The organism is Paenarthrobacter sp. TE4293, from assembly GCF_050435325.1.
Lineage (GTDB): Bacteria > Actinomycetota > Actinomycetes > Actinomycetales > Micrococcaceae > Arthrobacter > Arthrobacter nitroguajacolicus_C.
The window spans coordinates 104,723-122,833 of sequence record NZ_JBNJRY010000001.1 but is presented as its reverse complement, the minus strand read 5'-3'; the positions used below and the strand labels follow the sequence as shown (position 1 = coordinate 122,833).

General features: G+C 62.3%; 16 protein-coding genes. 6 read left to right on the top strand and 10 right to left on the bottom strand.

From position 1 onward, the window contains the following. On the bottom strand, window positions 1-702 hold the full coding sequence (gene pdxT, locus QF015_RS00625; RefSeq protein ID WP_310204371.1) for a pyridoxal 5'-phosphate synthase glutaminase subunit PdxT: 702 nt from the start codon (window positions 700-702) through the stop codon (window positions 1-3). A gap of 102 nt (window positions 703-804) precedes the next feature. On the opposite strand from pdxT, the gene QF015_RS00620 reads away from it, so the two are divergent. Continuing rightward, window positions 805-2,136 (top strand): Mur ligase family protein, encoded by a 1,332-nt coding sequence (locus QF015_RS00620; protein WP_310204368.1) that lies wholly within the window; start codon window positions 805-807, stop codon window positions 2,134-2,136. Further along, window positions 2,133-2,873 carry a type 1 glutamine amidotransferase gene (locus QF015_RS00615; protein ID WP_310204365.1) on the top strand — a complete coding sequence of 247 codons (741 nt, stop codon included), beginning with the start codon at window positions 2,133-2,135 and terminating at the stop codon, window positions 2,871-2,873. The genes QF015_RS00620 and QF015_RS00615 overlap by 4 nt, the downstream gene beginning before the upstream one ends. 3 nt (window positions 2,874-2,876) lie before the next feature. Here the strand turns inward: QF015_RS00615 and QF015_RS00610 are convergent, their stop codons facing one another. Continuing rightward, window positions 2,877-4,142 carry a CapA family protein gene (locus QF015_RS00610; protein ID WP_429386205.1) on the bottom strand — a complete coding sequence of 422 codons (1,266 nt, stop codon included), beginning with the start codon at window positions 4,140-4,142 and terminating at the stop codon, window positions 2,877-2,879. A gap of 73 nt (window positions 4,143-4,215) precedes the next feature. Here QF015_RS00610 and QF015_RS00605 point away from each other — a divergent pair, with 73 nt between their 5' ends. Further along, entirely contained in the window at window positions 4,216-6,228 is a 2,013-nt protein-coding gene (locus QF015_RS00605; RefSeq protein WP_429386203.1) for a M3 family metallopeptidase, read from the top strand. Between the two features lie 75 nt (window positions 6,229-6,303). Here the strand turns inward: QF015_RS00605 and pdxS are convergent, their stop codons facing one another. The 7 genes from pdxS to QF015_RS00570 form a co-directional block, all read right to left on the bottom strand. Next, window positions 6,304-7,230 (bottom strand): pyridoxal 5'-phosphate synthase lyase subunit PdxS, encoded by a 927-nt coding sequence (gene pdxS, locus QF015_RS00600; RefSeq protein ID WP_429386201.1) that lies wholly within the window; start codon window positions 7,228-7,230, stop codon window positions 6,304-6,306. A gap of 213 nt (window positions 7,231-7,443) precedes the next feature. Further along, the gene (gene pgsA, locus QF015_RS00595) at window positions 7,444-8,070 is read right to left on the bottom strand and encodes a phosphatidylinositol phosphate synthase (RefSeq protein ID WP_310204357.1); all 627 of its coding nucleotides are present in this window, start codon (window positions 8,068-8,070) and stop codon (window positions 7,444-7,446) included. Beyond that, entirely contained in the window at window positions 8,060-8,653 is a 594-nt protein-coding gene (locus QF015_RS00590; protein WP_310204354.1) for an HIT family protein, read from the bottom strand. Before QF015_RS00590 ends, pgsA begins: the two co-directional genes overlap by 11 nt. Before the next feature lie 19 nt (window positions 8,654-8,672). Beyond that, on the bottom strand, window positions 8,673-10,682 hold the full coding sequence (gene thrS, locus QF015_RS00585; RefSeq protein WP_310204352.1) for a threonine--tRNA ligase: 2,010 nt from the start codon (window positions 10,680-10,682) through the stop codon (window positions 8,673-8,675). A 130-nt stretch (window positions 10,683-10,812) separates the two neighbouring features. Then, the gene (locus QF015_RS00580; protein WP_429386199.1) at window positions 10,813-14,349 is read right to left on the bottom strand and encodes a DNA polymerase III subunit alpha; all 3,537 of its coding nucleotides are present in this window, start codon (window positions 14,347-14,349) and stop codon (window positions 10,813-10,815) included. Window positions 14,350-14,353: 4 nt separating this feature from the next. Next, window positions 14,354-14,698: a DUF6504 family protein gene (locus QF015_RS00575; RefSeq protein ID WP_310204346.1), complete on the bottom strand. Its 345-nt coding sequence runs from the start codon at window positions 14,696-14,698 to the stop codon at window positions 14,354-14,356. Between the two features lie 82 nt (window positions 14,699-14,780). Next, a complete protein-coding gene (locus QF015_RS00570; RefSeq protein WP_429386197.1) occupies window positions 14,781-15,842 on the bottom strand; it encodes an FAD-dependent monooxygenase in 1,062 nt (353 codons plus the stop codon). A 52-nt stretch (window positions 15,843-15,894) separates the two neighbouring features. Here QF015_RS00570 and QF015_RS00565 point away from each other — a divergent pair, with 52 nt between their 5' ends. After that, window positions 15,895-16,431 carry a TetR/AcrR family transcriptional regulator gene (locus tag QF015_RS00565; RefSeq protein WP_310204340.1) on the top strand — a complete coding sequence of 179 codons (537 nt, stop codon included), beginning with the start codon at window positions 15,895-15,897 and terminating at the stop codon, window positions 16,429-16,431. A gap of 46 nt (window positions 16,432-16,477) precedes the next feature. After that, window positions 16,478-16,867: a hypothetical protein gene (locus tag QF015_RS00560; protein WP_310204337.1), complete on the top strand. Its 390-nt coding sequence runs from the start codon at window positions 16,478-16,480 to the stop codon at window positions 16,865-16,867. Window positions 16,868-16,869: 2 nt separating this feature from the next. On the opposite strand, the gene QF015_RS00555 is transcribed toward QF015_RS00560, so the two are convergent. Beyond that, a complete protein-coding gene (locus QF015_RS00555) occupies window positions 16,870-17,616 on the bottom strand; it encodes an SOS response-associated peptidase (protein WP_429387023.1) in 747 nt (248 codons plus the stop codon). 168 nt (window positions 17,617-17,784) lie between these two features. On the opposite strand from QF015_RS00555, the gene QF015_RS00550 reads away from it, so the two are divergent. Next, window positions 17,785-18,042 (top strand): mycoredoxin, encoded by a 258-nt coding sequence (locus tag QF015_RS00550; RefSeq protein ID WP_017197512.1) that lies wholly within the window; start codon window positions 17,785-17,787, stop codon window positions 18,040-18,042. Window positions 18,043-18,111: the final 69 nt, after the last annotated feature.

Genomic DNA, 18,111 nt, shown 5'->3' with positions numbered 1-18,111 from the left:
TTACGCTTCTCCTCTGATCATTCGAATAAAGAGTTCATGCACGCGCTTCTCCCCGGTCACTTCCGGATGGAAGGAGGTGGCCAGCAGGTGGCCGGAGCGCACTGCAACAATTCTAGCCACTCCGTGCAAAGCAGCCGTGTGGCTGGCGTGGTCAGGATCAACCTGCGCCAGGATTTCGACCTCCGGGCCAACGCGTTCCACCCATGGTCCGCGGATGAAAACAGCATGAACGGGAGCTACGCCGGACTCCCCGGCGCTGAAGTCCAGACCCTTGAAATCAAGATCCGTTTCGAACGATTCGCGCTGGCGGCCAAAGGCGTTTCGACGGACAGTAATGTCCAGGCCGCCGAAGGTCTGCTGGGGATTGCCGTCAAGGTCCTTCGCGGGATCGGCGATTTCCTCGGCCAGCAGGATCATCCCCGCGCAGGAGCCGTAGACCGGGAGTCCGTCCGCTATGCGCTTGCGGATCGGGTCGCGCAGCTCGAAGATCCGCGACAACTTGTCGATGGTGGTGGATTCGCCGCCGGGAATGATCAGGCCGTCAATGTCTTCCAGCTCGGAAGGCCGGCGGATGCCCACGCCTGTGGCACCAGCGGCCTCCACGGCGTGGATATGCTCGCGGAAATCGCCCTGGAGTGCCAGTACGCCGATCCTGAGTCCTGAACCCACGCGCGATGAAGCGTCGGAAAGGGGGTTGGTCATTGATCCATCATAGTGCGCCGTGCCCGCTGCGACGTCCTCCACGACCTCCCACGACTGCCTGGGGACCGGGTTTCATGCCGTAACTGGGATATATTACAGAGCATGCTTTCCTTCAGCGTCCCCCTCGGCAAGCTGGTCCGCACACTGTCCCGGCTTCGGGGTGGAGGATCAGCTTTACCCGGCCTGGTGGTCGAGAAAATCGACCCCGGCTTCATGCAGCGAACGCTGGCCTCACTCCCCCACGGCGTGGCAGTGGTCAGCGGCACCAACGGCAAGACCACCACAACCAAGATGGTGGTGGAACTCCTCGAAAGCCAGGGCCTGAAGGTCTTCACCAACCGCACCGGCAGCAACTTCACCCGTGGCGTGGCCGCGTCGCTCCTCGGCGAGGTGGACTGGCGGGGAAGGCTCGACGCCGACATCGCCATCCTCGAACTCGATGAAGCCCATGCAGTCCACTTCGTCAATAAGGTCCAGCCCCGCTTCAGCCTGCTGTTGAACGTCCTTCGCGACCAGTTGGACCGGTTTGGCGAGATCGACAAGACCGCCCGCTTGCTGGAGCACATCGCCTCGAGGACAACGGACACCGTGGTCTTGAACCGGGAGGATCCCCGCGTTGCCAGGATCGCGAAGATCCTCACTGTTCCGGATGCGCCGTACCACCCCGACATCCGGTATTTCGGACTGGACGAATCACTGCGGAGCACCTTTCCCAACGACGACGAGATGCGGACATCCGGCTCCGGTCCATCGCCGTCCGGCACTCCTGTAGCCGCGGCCGAAGGTGACGCAGTGGACTTGCCGGCGGCCGACGTCGTGCTCCGCCGGGTAGGGGCGCAGGATGCCGACTTTGAATTCGACGGCGGGACTGTCAGTACCGCTATGAAGCTGCGTGGGGTTTACAACATCTTCAACGCCGCAGCCGCCCTGTCGCTGGCGCGCGCAGTCCTTGGAACCGGCCCCGTTGACACCCCCAAACTGGTCAAGGCGCTGGGCGAAGTAGCTCCCGCGTTCGGCCGCGGCGAAAGCCTGACGGTGGATGGACAACCCCTGGAACTCGTCCTCGTCAAGAACCCCAGCGGGTTCCGTCTCGGGTTGAAATCCTTCCCGGCCGGTGGCTATGCCACCATGATCGCCATCAACGACAACTACGCCGACGGCAGGGACATGTCGTGGCTCTGGGACGTCGAATTCGAGTCATTGCGCGGGGACGGCGTGGAAGTCCTCACCGGCGTCCGCGCCTACGATATGGCGCTGCGGCTCCAGTACGACGAGGTCCCCTTCGGCGTAGTGGAACCGGACATCACCGCTGCTCTGCGCGCCTTCATCAACGGGTCCCGCGGTAAACCCAAGCGGATCTTCTGCACCTACACCTCCATGCTCGCCATACGCCGCGAACTTGCCAAAATCACCATAGTTGAGGTGGTCTCATGACCTCGGATCCACAGCCAAGCAAGGGAACCATCCGCGTCCTCCAGCTCTACCCCCGCGAAATGAACATTTACGGGGACTGGGGCAACGCCTTGGTCCTCCAGCAGCGGATCAAGTGGCACGGTTACACGCCGGAACTGCTTGAGTACAACGTGGGCGACGAATTTCCCGACGACATCGACATCGTCGTGGGCGGCGGCGGACAGGACAGCGGTCAGCTGGTGATCCAGGACGACCTCCAGGCACGGGCCGAACAGCTGAAGCACCTGGCCGACGGCGGCGCCCCCATGCTGGTGATCTGTGGGCTCTACCAGCTTTTTGGCAAGTTCTTCAAGACCAGCGCCGGACCCGTCATTCCCGGAATCGGCATCCTGGACGTGGAAACCCACGGTACGGACGAGAGGCTCATCGGAAACGTGATCATGAAGTCCACCGAATTCGGAGACATCATGGGCTACGAGAACCACAGCGGGCAGACCACCTTGGGACCCGGCGTCGAGCCTCTCGGAACCGTTACGAAAGGGGCCGGCAACAACAGCAAGGACGGCCACGAGGGTGCCCGCTACAACAACGTGGTGGCCAGCTACCTTCACGGCTCTTTGCTGCCGAAGAACCCGGCGATTGCGGACTTCCTCATCCGCACTGCGGCCGAACGCAAGTACGGCACCTTCGTGCCCGGAACGCCCGACGACGACTATGCCCGGCTCGCGCGCGAACACGCTGCACGCCGACCGCGCTAGGGGCTATTTTTCCTTGGTGATCAGCAGTTCGTGGGCTCCGGCAGCCGCTGCGCCCATCGACTCAACCACCGCTTGGGTCCGCTGGTGCGTTTCGGCGTCGGCGGCCGGTGATGCACACACTCCCTGTGGGGCGTCGCTGGCCACCGAGCACCACCGATAGGGATCCCGGACAATCACCGACGGAGCCCAGGCAAGGTCCGACGCTGTCCAGGCACCTGCGGCATTCTGGCTGAATTGGGCCCTCACCAGCAGGCCTTCGTTGTTGACCACATACCACGGCGACAACTCCGTAATACCGTTGCCGAGTCCGTAGACAATCCAGGTGCCTTTGTAGTTCTCTATCGGCAGCACCGAGTGCGTATGGTGCCCGTAGATCATGGTGAACTGCCCACTGTCCACCAAGGCGTGGGCTACGTCCTGCTGCTGGGCGTTTGCTTCGCTGGCGTATTCGTCTCCGGCGTGCATCACACCCAGGACTATGTCCGCACCCATTGCCTTGGCCTGGGTTGCCTTGGCGATCATGGCAGCAGGATCCAGTTCGTCCACCAGCCAGGGGTACTCGGGGATCTGCCCGTTGTGTCCATAGGTTCCGATGATGACGGCAACTTTGGCAGCGTCCGTTTCAAGCATCAGAATTTCCTTGGACGCTGCCTCGGTCCGGTAGGAGCCAGTGTGTTTGAGCCCCGCAGCGTCGAGAGCATCGAGCGTTCGGAGCAGCCCGTCGGTCCCGCGGTCGATGGTGTGGTTGCTCGCCGTCGTGCAGGCTTTGTAGCCGACATCCTTGGACGCGGTGATGATCTGCGGCGGCACGTTGAACGACGGGTACGCAGAGAAGGACCCCTCGGGGGTCGCCACCGGTGTTTCCTGATGGCAAATGGCGAGATCGCTGTTGGCGATGTAGCGTCGCTGCCCTTCGAGCAGCGGAACGAACGTGTACCCAGGCAGTCCTGCCGCAGCGGCGTCCGCCCTTGCTTGTTGCCACAGCTGCGCATGGACCAGCATGTCGCCGGTCACGGTGATGGAGGTGCAGCGCAATTCCGGGCAAGCGGGTCCCCTGCCCGGAGTGGGGTTCGGCGCCGGAGTCCGTGTGGGTGCTGGGGCCTCCGCGGCGGGAGGCGAAGCTGTGGCGCTGCTGTTCCGGTCGTCGTTTTCAGCGATGACACCGCAGGCTCCCAACGAAAGGGCAAGTACCGCTGTGATGCCCAGGACCATCGCCTTCGGAGAACGGGTCCATCCTGCCGATGATGTGATATTCCCCATGTTTTTCATCCTACGGCGGAAGTCCTGTCCAACCGGGTGTGCCGCCCTTGAGGACACGATTCTTACGTGAAAGAGTCACTTCATGACCAATCCCCTCCTGAGCCCCAGCCCTTTGCCCTACGGTCTTCCTCCGTTCGCCGGCATCACCCCCAGGCACTATGCCGAGGCCATCGATGCCGGGTTGGCCACGCACTTGCAGGAAATCCAGGTGATCACGGACAACCCCGAACCGGCCTCCTTCGAGAACACGGCCGTGGCCATGGAGCGCTCCGGGCGTCTCCTGGACTCGGCGGCCGCAGCGTTCTTCACCCTGGTTTCGGCGGATGCATCTGATGAGATCAAGGCCCTGGAAACAGAACTGTCACCCAAATTCTCCGCACATCAGGATGCCGTCTATATGAACCGACCCCTGTACGAACGCTTCGCCGCCATCAACACCTCACATCTCGAGGCAGAATCCTTGCGCCTGGTGGAGGAATACCTGAGGGGGTTCCGGCAGTCCGGCGTCCAGCTCGACGACGCCGGACAGGAACGCTTGCGCGACGTCAACGCAGAACTCTCCCGGCTGGGAACCGAATTCGGGCAGCGCGTCAAGGACGGCATGAAGTCCGCCGCGTTGCTGCTGGACGACGCCGACGAACTGGCCGGACTGCCGATGGAGGACGTGACCGGCGCCGCCGAAGCGGCGAAGGCAGCCGGCCAGGACGGAAAGTATCTCCTGACGCTGATCCAACCCAGCAACCAGCCCGCCATTGCATCGCTCCAGAACCGGAGCATCCGGCGTCGTCTTTATGAAGCGTCCCTCGGGCGCGGCATCGATGGCGGGAACCTGGATGTGCGCGGCCTCGTCACCTCCACTGTCCGGCTGCGGGCGGAGAAGGCTGCGCTCCTCGGCTTCGCAAATTTTGCCGAACTCGTGGTTGACCAGCAAACAGCACCCGACTTTGGCGAGGTCCAGGCCATGCTCAGCCGGCTGGCGCCTGCCGCTGTCCGCAACGCCCAAGCCGAAGCCGATACCCTGGCAGAGTCAGCCGGACATGACGTGGAACCGTGGGACTGGGCTTACTACTCTGCCCGGGTCCGCACGGAGAAGTTTGACGTGGACGAACAGGCCCTTCGTCCGTATTTCAGTTTGGAGAACGTCCTGGTCGACGGCGTGTTCCACGCAGCCACCCAGCTCTACGGCATCACTTTCCACGAATGCGACGACCTTGATGGCTACCACCCTGATGTTCGCATCTGGGAAGTGCGCGACGAGGACGGCGAGGGTAGGGGACTCTTCCTGGGCGACTACTACACCCGCCCGTCCAAGCGTGGTGGGGCGTGGATGAATTCCCTGGTGGAACAATCCAGACTGCTGGGAACAAAGCCCGTGGTGATCAACAACCTCAACATCACCAAGCCCCCGGCCGGCGAGCCTGCACTGCTGAGCCTCGACGAGGTCCGGACCGTCTTCCACGAGTTCGGCCATGCCCTGCACGGCCTGTTCTCGGATGTCACCTACCCGCGCTTTTCCGGAACATCCGTTCCGAGGGACTTCGTCGAATACCCATCGCAAGTGAACGAAATGTGGATCATGTGGCCTGAGGTCCTGGCCAACTACGCCCGTCATCACTCCACCGGGGAAGCCCTGCCCCAAACCACGGTGGATAAGCTCCAGGACTCGCTGCTGTGGGGGGAAGGATTCGCAACTACCGAGTATCTGGGAGCTGCACTGCTGGATCTCGCCCGGCACGTGCTGTCGGAAGCGGATGTCCCACAGGATGTCCTGGCCTTTGAGGCCAAGGCCCTTGCCGACACCGGCATCGCCCACCCGCTGATTCCACCGCGATACAGGACTGGCTACTTCCAGCACATCTTTGCCGGCGCCGGTTACGCGGCTGGTTACTACTCCTATATCTGGAGTGAGGTCCTGGATGCTGACACCGTGGAATGGTTCAGGGAGAACGGTGGCCTGACGCGCGCGAATGGAGACCGGTTCAGGGCCGAGTTGCTCTCGCGGGGCAACAGCCGCGATCCCTTGGAGTCGTTTCGGTCATTCCGGGGCCGCGATGCCGACTTGGAACCGCTCCTGAAGCGTCGCGGACTGGAGTAGGAGTTTCCGGAGCAGGAGTTTAACAACGGCGGGCGCTGATCCCTAAAAGGATCAGCGCCCGCCGAAGAATGTTTCTTACCAGCCGCGCTCTGCGAGGCGGTGGGGCTGCGGGATGTCGTCGACGTTGATGCCGACCATCGCTTCGCCCAAGCCGCGGGAGACCTTGGCAATAACATCGGGGTCGTCGTGGAACGTGGTGGCCTTCACGACGGCGGCAGCGCGCTCTGCCGGGTTGCCGGACTTGAAGATGCCCGAACCGACGAACACGCCGTCCGCGCCGAGCTGCATCATCATCGCAGCATCAGCCGGGGTCGCAATGCCGCCGGCAGTGAACAACACCACGGGGAGCTTACCCGTGGCAGCAACTTCCTTGACCAGCTCGTACGGGGCCTGCAACTCCTTGGCCGCAACATACAACTCATCCTCCGGGAGGGCGGCGAGCTTGGCGATCTCGGCACGGATCTTGCGCATGTGGCCGGTGGCGTTGGAAACATCGCCGGTGCCGGCTTCACCCTTGGAACGGATCATCGCCGCGCCCTCGTTGATGCGGCGCAACGCCTCACCGAGGTTGGTGGCACCGCAGACGAAGGGGACGGTGAAGTTCCACTTGTCGATGTGGTTGATGTAGTCCGCCGGGGTCAGGACCTCGGACTCGTCGATGTAGTCAACACCGAGGGACTGCAGGACCTGGGCTTCGACGAAGTGGCCGATGCGGGCCTTGGCCATGACCGGGATGGACACGGCGGCGATGATCGCATCGATCATGTCAGGATCCGACATCCGGGACACGCCACCCTGGGCGCGGATATCGGCCGGGACGCGCTCGAGCGCCATGACGGCGACGGCACCGGCGTCCTCGGCGATGCGGGCCTGCTCGACGTTAACGACGTCCATGATGACGCCGCCCTTGAGCATCTCAGCCATGCCCCGCTTGACGCGGCTGCTGCCCGTGACGCTGTTCGCGGACGAACCGGCTTCGTTGCTTACATCTGGTGTAGACACAAAAACCCCTATGGGTAGATAAACGACCTTCTTGCCGGAGGCACGCGCAGCCACACGACCGCAATCAGCGCACACCGGGTTTCAGGTCAAGGTGACCAAGTACTAGTAATAGTAGTCGCACGTTGCAGGGTGGCAGTACATTCATTACCGCCTTGAAAGGCAACATCGGGGCTCTGGTAGGACAGCTGCACAACCGCCTTCATCGAACTCTGGTCAGTTGCCAGTTCCCTCAGTCGCGGCCATGGCTTGGCGCCGCACGGCGGACATCCGCTGAATGATGGTGACCACGCTGGCTATCGCCAGGAGGATCAATGTCGCGAACAACACCACGGGTGGGAGCCCCAATCCGGTCAGGCCCGTAATGAGCAGCACGGATGCCAAACGCTCAGCGCGCTCGGCGATGCCCACGCTGGCCTGGTATCCCAGGGACTCGGCTTTGGCCCTCGCATAGGAGACAACCATGCCAAGGACAAGGCAGACGACGGCGGCGGTCCCGATCGCGTGATCTTCACCCCGGGTGAAGAACCAGATGGTGATACCTGCAAAGATCGCCCCATCTGCCAGGCGGTCCAGGGTGGAATCCAGAAAGTTGCCCCAGCCACCGCTCCTGCCTTGGAGCCGTGCCATGATGCCGTCGACGACGTCGGAGAATGCGAAAAAGGCGACCACCACGGACCCCCACCACAGATGGCCCAGCGGATAAAGGACGAGCCCGCCCAGGATCACGCCGGCAGTACCGGCCATGGTCACCGCGTCAGGAGACACACCGATCCGGAGGAGCCAACGCGCCAGGGGGGTAAAAAGGGAAGTGAAGAAGCCGCGCGCATGCTTATTGAGCATTCGACTCCCCCGGCCAGGCTTCGGCCACCAGCGTGCGGACTTCGTCGAGCGTCTGCGTGATGGCCTTGGTCTGGGCGATGATCGGGAAGAAGTTTCCGTCGCCACCCCAGCGCGGAACGACATGCTGGTGAAGGTGCGCTGCGATTCCCGCTCCGCCGGTGACACCCTGGTTCATGCCCAGGTTGAAGCCGCTGGGGTTGGAGACCTTCCGCAACACCCGCATGGCGGTTTGCGTCAATTCGGCGAACTCAGCCGTCTCCTCCACAGTGATGTCTGTGTAGTCGGGCACATGCCGGTACGGACAGATCAGGAGGTGCCCCGGGTTGTAGGGGAAGAGGTTGAGGACCACGTAGCACGTCCTCCCCCGGTAAACGATGAGGGATTCCTCGTCGGAACGGGTTGGTCCCACACAGAACGGGCAGTCGTCCTTGTTCTTGAACTGGTCCTGCCCGCCCTTGATGTATGCCATGCGGTGCGGAGTCCACAGGCGCTGAAACGCGTCCGGTACGCCCGCCAGTCCGAAATCATCGGTTACGTCGGCGTCGCCCGGAATGTCAGCTGCCGCGCCTGTGTTCTCCTGCACCGTCTCCGTGTCCGTTCCGTCAGCTCTCGCGGTTCTTGACGGCGTCGACAATCCGCCGGACCGCCTCGGCCACAGGCACGCCGTTGTCCTGGCTGCCGTCACGGAAGCGGAACGAGACTGCGCCGGCCTCGGCGTCCTCGCCTCCCGCAATCAGGACGAACGGGATCTTGTCCTTGCTGGCGGTGCGGATCTTCTTGGGGAAGCGGTCCGAGGAGATATCTACTTCCGCCCGGATGCCCGCGGCCTTGAGTTGGCCCACGACGTCGAACATGTAGTCATTGAACGTCTCGGCCACCGGGATGCCCACTACCTGGACGGGAGCGAGCCAGGCGGGGAAAGCACCGGCATAGTGCTCGGTGAGGACGCCCATGAACCGTTCCACCGAGCCAAAGAGGGCCCGGTGGATCATCACAGGGCGCTGGCGGGTTCCGTCCGCGGCCTGGTATTCCAATTCGAAGCGTTCGGGCAGGTTGAAGTCCAGCTGGATGGTGGACATCTGCCAGGTCCTGCCCAACGCGTCCTTCGCCTGGACGGAGATCTTGGGACCGTAGAAGGCAGCTCCACCCGGGTCCGGCACCAGCTCCAGGCCGGAAGCTGCGGCCACTTCGGACAGGGTGCGGGTGGCTTCTTCCCAGGCGGCATCGTCACCAACGAATTTTTCTTCGTTCTTGGTGGAGAGCTCCAGGTAGAAGTCGTCCAGGCCGTAGTCCTTGAGCAGCCCAAGGACGAAGTTCAGCGTGGTGGTGAGCTCGTCCTTCATCTGTTCGCGGGTGCAGTAGATGTGGGCGTCGTCCTGTGTCATTCCACGCACGCGGGTGAGGCCGTGCACCACGCCGGACTTTTCGTAGCGGTACACCGAACCGAATTCGAACAGGCGCAGCGGAAGTTCGCGGTAGGAACGGCCGCGGGAGCGGAAGATCAGGTTGTGCATAGGGCAGTTCATCGGCTTCAGGTAGTAGTCCTGGGCCGGCTTGCGCACGGTACCGTCTTCGTTGAATTCGGCGTCCACCTGCATGGCCGGGAACATGCCGTCCTTGTACCAGTCAAGGTGCCCTGAGACCTCGTAGAGGTGGCCCTTGGTGATGTGGGGTGTGTAGACGAACTCGTAACCGGCATCCACATGGCGCTGGCGGGAGTAGTCCTCCATGGCCTTGCGGATGATTCCACCCTTGGGATGGAACACCGGAAGACCTGAGCCAAGCTCGTCCGGGAAGGAGAACAGGTCCAGTTCGACGCCAAGTTTGCGGTGGTCGCGCCGCTCGGCTTCGGCAATGCGTTCCTGGTAGGCCTTCAGGGCTTCCTTCGTGGGCCAGGCGGTGCCGTAGATGCGCTGAAGCTGCTGGTTGTTCTGGTTTCCCAGCCAATAGGCGGCAGAGGAGCGCGTCAAGGCAAAAGCGTTGGCGATGATTTTGGTGTTGGGCAGGTGCGGTCCGCGGCAGAGGTCGCACCAGACGCTCTCGCCGCTCTTCCTGTCAACATTGTCGTAAATAGTGATGTCGCCGGCGCCGACCTCAACGTTGACGCCTTCAGCGGCGTCGCTTGCGTCGTTCTTCTTGCCGAGCAGCTCCAGCTTGTAGGGCTCGTTGGCCATCGCTTCGCGGGCTTCATCCTCGGTGACCACGCGGCGAACGAACTTCTGGTTCTGGTTGATGATCTTCTGCATCATCTTCTCCAGGGTGCGCAGGTCTTCCGGAGTGAAGGGCTCTGCGACGTCGAAGTCAAAGTAGAAGCCGTCGGTGATGTACGGGCCGATGCCGAGCTTGGCATCGGGGCGCAGCTGCTGCACGGCCTGGGCCATGACGTGGGCTGTGGAGTGACGGAGGACGTTGAGTCCATCGGGTGATTCGATGGTGACGCCTTCGACGTTCGCACCCTCGGCGAGGGCCTGGTCAAGGTCGGTCAGCACACCGTTGACCCGGGCTACAACGACGTCGCGGCGCTCGAAGAAGAGTTCCGCGCCGGTAGTCCCTTCCGTCACCTTGGTCTCTTCGCCATCGACGATGAGGGTGATCTGTTGGGCATCTGACACGGGTGTCTCCTATTCATAGTTAAGGCTTCATAGCTTGTGGCGTACGGGGACCACAGCCAGCCACCGTCAATCGTATCCGCTTCCGCAGGGGCGGCCAAAGCAGCGCGCCGACGTCTGGTTGCGCGACCGCTCAGCTGCCCAGGCCGGTGATGGCGAGGTTCCTGGAAATGCCATGCAGGGCGCCGTGGTGGGTGTATTCATCCGGAAGACCGCCTCCGGCAGGGAGGAGTTCTGCAAATGGCAACGATTCCGGCTGGCCCAGGTCCCAGGCTTTGGTGGCGCTCAGGCTGATGCCTCTGGGACCGGTCCGTCTCGTGGTTCCCCGGATCAGCAGCAGGCGGGTGCCAAAGAGCAAGGGTCCGGACTCTTCCTGTGCTTCATGGAAGAAGACCGAGTCCACGCACCCCGTGCCATCATCGATGCTGATGAAGACAACGCGCCTGCCGCCTCGCATGGGCGGGGTTTGGGTTGCGATCCGCACCCCTGCCACCAGCACTTCAGTTCCGTTGCGAAGACCGAGCAACTTATCTGCAGTGGTAACTCCCAGCTTGTCCAGCAAGGGACGGTGACTGTCCATGAGGTGCCCGCTGACGTCGACGGCCATCAGGTCAAGCTCTGCCCTGACATTGTCCACCATGGACGGCGCGGGAAGCTCCGGAGCCAGGTTCTTGAGCTCGACATCACCCAGCGCGAAGGAGAGCTGGCCTTCAATGACCTCAGGGGCCTTCCTGGCGGTGCTGCTGTGAAGGGCCTGCAGGTGCTGAACAAGGTCTGCCCTGTTCGCTTTCCCCCCGGAGTCCCGATGCAGGGCATCAAAAGCCCCCAGTTGGGCAAGTCTCTTAATGTTCGGCTTGCTCACCCTTGCCCGTGTCCGCAGGTCTGCCAAGGAATCAAAGGGCTGACCTGCCACGATCCTTTTTAGCTCCGCCCCTGACAGGCCGTAGATGCCCGTGAGGCTCAGGCGAATACCCAGCTTGCCTTGATCAGGGCCCTCCTGGATCTTCTCCACCCGGTATTCCGCATGGCTCCTGTTGATGTCCAAAGGCAGGATGGGGATGCCAAGCCGGCGTGCTTCGGCCACCAAGAGACGCTTGGGATACATCCCGGGATCGTGTTCCCACAATCCAGCCAGAAAGGCCTCGGGATGATGGGTCTTGAGCCATGCAGACTGGTAGGTGGGCACGGCGAAGGCAGCCCCGTGGGCTTTGCAAAAGCCAAAACTACCGAAGGCCTTGAGGGTCCCCCACACTTTGTCCACCACTTCGGGAGAGTATTTCTTGATGGCTTCACGGCGGAAGTAGCTTTCCACTCCAGCTTCCTGGGCTTCGTCTCCCAAGGCGCGTCGGAACTCGTCAGCCCTGTCCAGCCCGCAGCCAGTCATGACATGGAATGTCTTGAGGATCTGTTCATGGAAGACAGTCACCCCATGGGTTTCCTCCAAGGCAGGCTTAAGGTCCGGATGGGGATACTTCTCTGGAGCAAAACCGTGCCGGTGTTCGAGGAAGGGCCGCACCATGTCTGATTTCATGGGTCCGGGCCTGAAGAGCGAAATATCGATGATGAGGTCGTTGAATTCCCGGGGAGCCATCTTTCCAATGAGTTCCCGCTGGCCAGGAGACTCGATCTGGAAGCAACCAAGCGTATGGGTGCTGCGGATCAGCTCATAGGTTGGTTCGTCGTCGAAAGGGACCGCATTAAGATCGATCCTGCCGTTGTCGGCGATGTAGTCCGGACCCGTCCCTCCCGGTTCCACGGGATGCCTTCCTGCGGCCACCACCTCCGCTTTGGACGGATGGAGGCGGATGACTTCCCGTACTGCGAATGCCATGGCACTTTGCATGCGCACGCCCAGGACATCGAGTTTGAGCATGCCCATGGGATCCATGTCGTGTTTGTCGAACTGGCTCATGGGCAAGCCCAAACCGCTGGGTTGTACGGGGGTGCGGTCCAGAAGGGTCGCGTCACCCAGAATTACTCCACAGGGATGCATGGAGATGTGCCGGGGAAGGCGGTCAAGCCGTTCGGTGAGGTCCACCAGGAGGTCAAGTTGCTGGTTTTCCTCCAGCCCTCCCTGTTCCACCCGCCCAGCGAAGGTCCGTAGTTCCGGCTTCTCAACCAACGCTTCACGGAATTTGCGGGCAGAGAACCTCCACAGTTGTTTGGCGATCTCACCTATCTCCCCGTCGTCCATTCCCAGCGCAAGCCCTGCATCCCGCACCGCCCCCCGCGCCCTGTAACCGTTCTGCATGCTCATGAGGGTGACGCGCTCGGCTCCGAAGCGGTCAAAAATCTTTCGATAGACGTTGTGCCGTTCTGCGCTTTCGACGTCGATATCGATGTCGGGAAGGGTCGACCGGCGCCCGGACAGGAATCGTTCAAAAATGAGGTCGTGGCGGATCGGATCCACTTGGCTGATATTGATCAAGTAATTGACCAGGCTGGACGCCCCGGATCCCCTTGCTGCAACCCTCACCCCCATGTCAAGGATCATGGTGGACACTTCAGCAACGGTGAGGAAGTAGGAAGCAAAGCCAAGCCGGGCGATGATGCCGAGTTCATGGTCCAACCGCGAGCGCAGCTGCTTTTCAGCTTCTCCTTTGATGCCGGGAAACCTTCGGGTAATTCCGGCCTGGCAACGCTGGGTGAGTTCCACCATGGGGTCGCGGTCAATGCCGATGATGGAGGCCTCTGGGACAACCGGCTTTTTCCATCCCATGTCCAGGACGGGGTCAATGCGGCATTTGTCGGCGAGCGCCTCTGTGTTGGCGAGCAGTTTGTGGAGGTCGGCTTTGCCTTGGCCCGCGGTGGTGATGATTTCTTTGCCTAGTTGGGACATGTGGCGGGCGTTTTTCAGCCATCCCTGGCCGGTTGGTTGGAGCTGGCCGGTTGGTTGGAGCAGGCCGGTTGGTTGGAGCGGGGGTGCTGCCGAGAGTTCCGGAAGGGATTTGAGGGTTCGTGCAGAGTCGAGTACATCTGCTGTGGCGGCGCCGTCCTGGGCGCAGTAGCGCACGGCGTTGGTCAGGACGGCGGGGATGTTGTGTTCGAGGGCGAGCTTCAGCATGCGCACGGCGTGTGCCGTGCTGAGTGGTTCTCCAGGTGCACTGAGATGGGTGACGATCTCAGCGACGATGGTGCCGGGAGGCATGGCATCGATCCATTGCTTGAAGAGTGTTCTCGGCCGCAGGTACTTTCGGCCTCCCATGGCTTGTCCAACATCCGAGTCGGGTCCGATCAGGACTGTCAGCACAGGTTTGAGGGTTTGGGGGTCAAGGGTCCTTGAGGCGAGTTCGCCCCGGGTGACTGCGGCGGGGATCGCTCCTCCGGCTTTGCCTGAGGTGCGTGCGTGGGCGTCCGAGATGAGGCGGCAAAGTGCCCGGTAGCCGGCGCCGTTGTTGTTGCCGTGGGCGAGGACTACGACGCGGCCCGCGACTTGGGTGCGGTGGTCGCCGTCGTCGTCGAAGACTGCCAGGTCCACCCCGACGATGGGGTCGATGCCTGCGTCCATGCATGCTTTGAGGTGCTTGATGGTGCCGTACAGGCCGTCGCGGTCGGTGCAGGCGAGCGCGGTGGCGCCATCTGCAGCGGCTGTTTGGGCGAGTTCCTCGGGCCAGGAGACACCGTAGTGTGCGCTGAAGGCGGTGGAGACGTGCAGGTGGGTAAAGCTCAAGGGTTCACGCTGCTTCGTCGGGCTCTACGGCTTGTGCCGGTGCTGCGTCGTGGATCCGCAGGAGACGCCATCGTCCGCTGTTGACGTGGCGGACAACGTCAAGGGTGATGGGGTCCGTGGCAGGCGGTCCTTCCTGCGAGGGCTGTAGCTGGAGACGCCAAATTTCGTGGTCCACCAGGCCTGCCCCGGTTCCTATGGGGGCACGGCTTTCTTCGAGCCACCATTGGCGTCGCTCGTACCACCGGACAGGTTCATTGGTGACGTTGTACAGCGTCCCTTTCCACTGGACGGCGCATGGCTGGCCTGTTTCCGTGCAGATGACCTCAACGGACTCGCTGAACAGCCCCATATCCACACCTCAACTCATACCGGTTACCTTATTCGAAAGTATGTTCGAATAAATCCAGTTTACGCCGAGGCCCGGACAAAACCTACTTCGAAGTTCCAGCTTTCTCCGCGGACCGCGCCAGCTGCCTGCCTACCTGCTTCAGCAACGCATCCCGCCAGGGCTGCATGCCCTGCGCGAGGGCGACGCGGCCCATCAGGGAAGAAGCCACCCGAAGTTGTTGGGTGCGCAGGAGTCGCTTCCTGCCGTAGGCGGCGAGCGCCTTTTCCACAGGCAGGTCGTTGAGGAGTCCGCCAAGGGTCACCGCATCCATCAGCGCCTCGCAGGCGCCCCTGCCCAGGTTTGGCATCATGGCGTGCGCGGCATCGCCGAGCAGCGCAACGCTGCCGCGGGCATAGTTGCGGAGTGGGGGTGTGGTCCAGATACGCTGGGCCAGCGAATTTTCCGGCGACGCGAGGGATAGGACCTTCAGGACAGCCGGCGAGTAGGACGCATACCGGTTCCGTGTCACTTCCAGGGCTTCCGCTACGTCCACCTTTTCCGGCCCAAGGTCGGAGCGGAAGGAGGCGTACCAGTTGGTCCCGCCTTTGGCGGGCGCCAAACCGAAGATCTCTCCGCGCCCCCAATACTCGCCGATGTCTTCAGTGGACGGCGCCTCCGGGATGACGCCACGGACAGCCAGGAATGGCGTGGGCTGCGCGGCGCTTCGCCTGCCCCAAAACTCCCTTCGGACAACGCTGTTGACCCCATCTGCCCCCACGGTGAGCCTGGCATCACCGTGGAGGTGATCGACCCTCCCCGTTACCCGGCGTACCGTTTCCGGCACCGCTGAGTTGAGCAGCCTCAACAGTTCAGGGCGGGACACCCCCACCAGGCCTTCCCCTTCCATCGACAGCATGGGCTCTCCGGAGGGGCTGCGCAGGGCTCCGGCCTTGATGATCGAACCCCGGCTTCGCACCGCCCCGAGGATTCCCAGTTCAGCCAACGCTCCTTGCGCCTGGGGCCACATGGCCAAAGTTGTTCCCACTGAGGGCAGCTCCGGCCTCTGCTCGTATACCGTGACCTCGAACCGGCCGGGATCGAGGCGTCCTGCGAGCGCCAGTCCGGCAATTCCGCCGCCGATGATGTCCACTTTTTCCATGGCCACACTCTACTACTACATTTGTAGTGAAGGTAGGTGTTGAGGCTAGACTTTCGCCATGCCGGACCGACGAACAGAACTTACCGACGCCGCGCTCGCCGTCGTGGCAGCGAAAGGACTCAAGGGCCTGACCCACCGGGCGGTCGACGCCCAGGCCGGAGTCGCCGTCGGAACAACCTCGAACTACTTCCGCAACCGCGCCGCCTTGGTCAGTGCCGCCGTCGACCGGGTCGAAGAACGGGACACACTCCTGCTTCAGCAGGGCGGATGGGAGACCCCGACGTCGGTGGCCGCCCTTGCGGAACAACTCACCGACGGCCTCATAGGGCTTTCGCTGGAAAACTCAGAGCTGACCCGGGCAAGGTTCGTGCTTGCCCTGGACCAGCCCGAGGTGGTCGCCGCCGGCCACGAAAGGATGCTCTCTGCACTGGCCCACATCCTGGGGTACCTCGATGTCCCCGATGCCAGGGCACGGGCCGAGGCGGTAGCTGACTACGGCGACGGACTTGCCATGCATCTCCTGACCGCCCGCAAAGGCCAGGATTTTGACAGGGCGTCGGTGACGCGGAGCATCCGGCGGCTGTTGGAAGGATGAAAGTCAAGGGGTGGACGGCAGCGGGTCCACAGAGCAGGATTGTGGCATGAGTAGCAATGACGCACTGCTGAAGCAGGTCAACATCACGGCATCCGATGACAACCTGGTGGCCAGGTTCGAAATCGACGGCAACATACCAGGCTCCGGCGCTTACGTCGTGGGCCTCGTTGCTGCCAGCGAGGATTATTCCTCACAACGCAGGCTCGGCATCGAATTCATGAACGGTGAGGCGATCTCGTTCTACTCGTTCAACCATTCCCTGAGCGCGGAGGAGAACTACGACATCAAGGGCGTGGAGCACTCCGGCAACATCATTACGGGCAACTTCCCCATGTCGGCCATCCACGGACTCAGCAAAGGCCACGTCATGACGGGCTTCAGCGAAGCGGACGGCCGGGAGTTCCAATCCGGCGTTCCGGTGACCGAAGCCCTCTGACGCTAGAAAAGGCCTTCCACGGGCTCAATGAGCTCCGGTGAGTTGTTGCGGACGTTCCCCACGGCGCTTCCCACAGGATCCAAGGTCCAGCCGGCAGCGGCATCGTGCGCCTTGGAACGGACCATGTCCACCAAACCCGCTGCGTCCTTCTCCCGCGGATCCAGCCAGGCTTCCATCGTCCCGGTGTCCATGGGCAGCGGAACACGGTCGTGAAGGGCAGTGAGCTCGTCAAATACGGAAGCACTGCGTCGCGTCCGGGCCGATTCAGCGGTCGGGGTGTCCGCGGTCAGGATGGACATGGACAGCAACCACCGCCCGGGATCGTCAGGTGACGCCGACTGGTCCCGCCACCACTCATACAGTCCCGCAAAGACCAGGCCATGACCATCCCCCGGGTGCACGTAATAGGGCTGTTTGTTCTTGCCTTCGCCTTTTTTCCACTCGTAATAGCCGTCAGCAGGCACCGCACAGCGCCGGGCAACGGCGGCCTTCTTGAACGAAGGTTTCTCCAGCAGCGTCTCGCTGCGGGCATTGATCAACCGGGCACCGCCCTTGGGATCCTTGGCCCACGATGGCACCAACCCCCACTTGGCCACGTGGAGCTGCCGTTTAAGGTGATCATCAACCAATCTCTCCAACACGATGGGCACCGCATCAGTCGGGGCAACATTCCACGACTTCTCCAAGGCAATCTCGTTCTCAAGTTCGGCGTCAAAGTCGGCGAGCAAGTCCCCCACCGCACGGGCCATCACGTAGCGTCCACACATGCGAACAGTCTGCCCTCTGAAGCGAAAACGCACCAGCGCCGGCCTGTGATGTAACCCGGCTTCGCACCGCCACGGGAATTATTCTGTAGCGGGTTACCGTTGATACCGACGAAACACCCCGTGAAAAAGACCAAATCTGAGGAGAGCTCTGTGGATTTCACTCCCGACTCCGGCACCATCACCATGTTCTCAACCACCTGGTGCGGCTACTGCAACCGCCTGAAGAAGCAGCTGGATGCCAAGGGCATCGGTTACACCGAGATCAACATCGAAGAAGTCGATGGCACTGCCGAACTCGTCGAGCAGCTTAACGGCGGCAACCGCACCGTCCCCACCGTGCTCTTCCCGGACGGAACCGCCGCAACCAACCCCTCCGCCTCCGAGGTTGAGAACCGCCTGGCCGCATAAGCAATCACCGCCTCCGGTCCGGGGCCCGCACGGAACAAACCACGCACTGTCTGCCACCTGTGATAGACA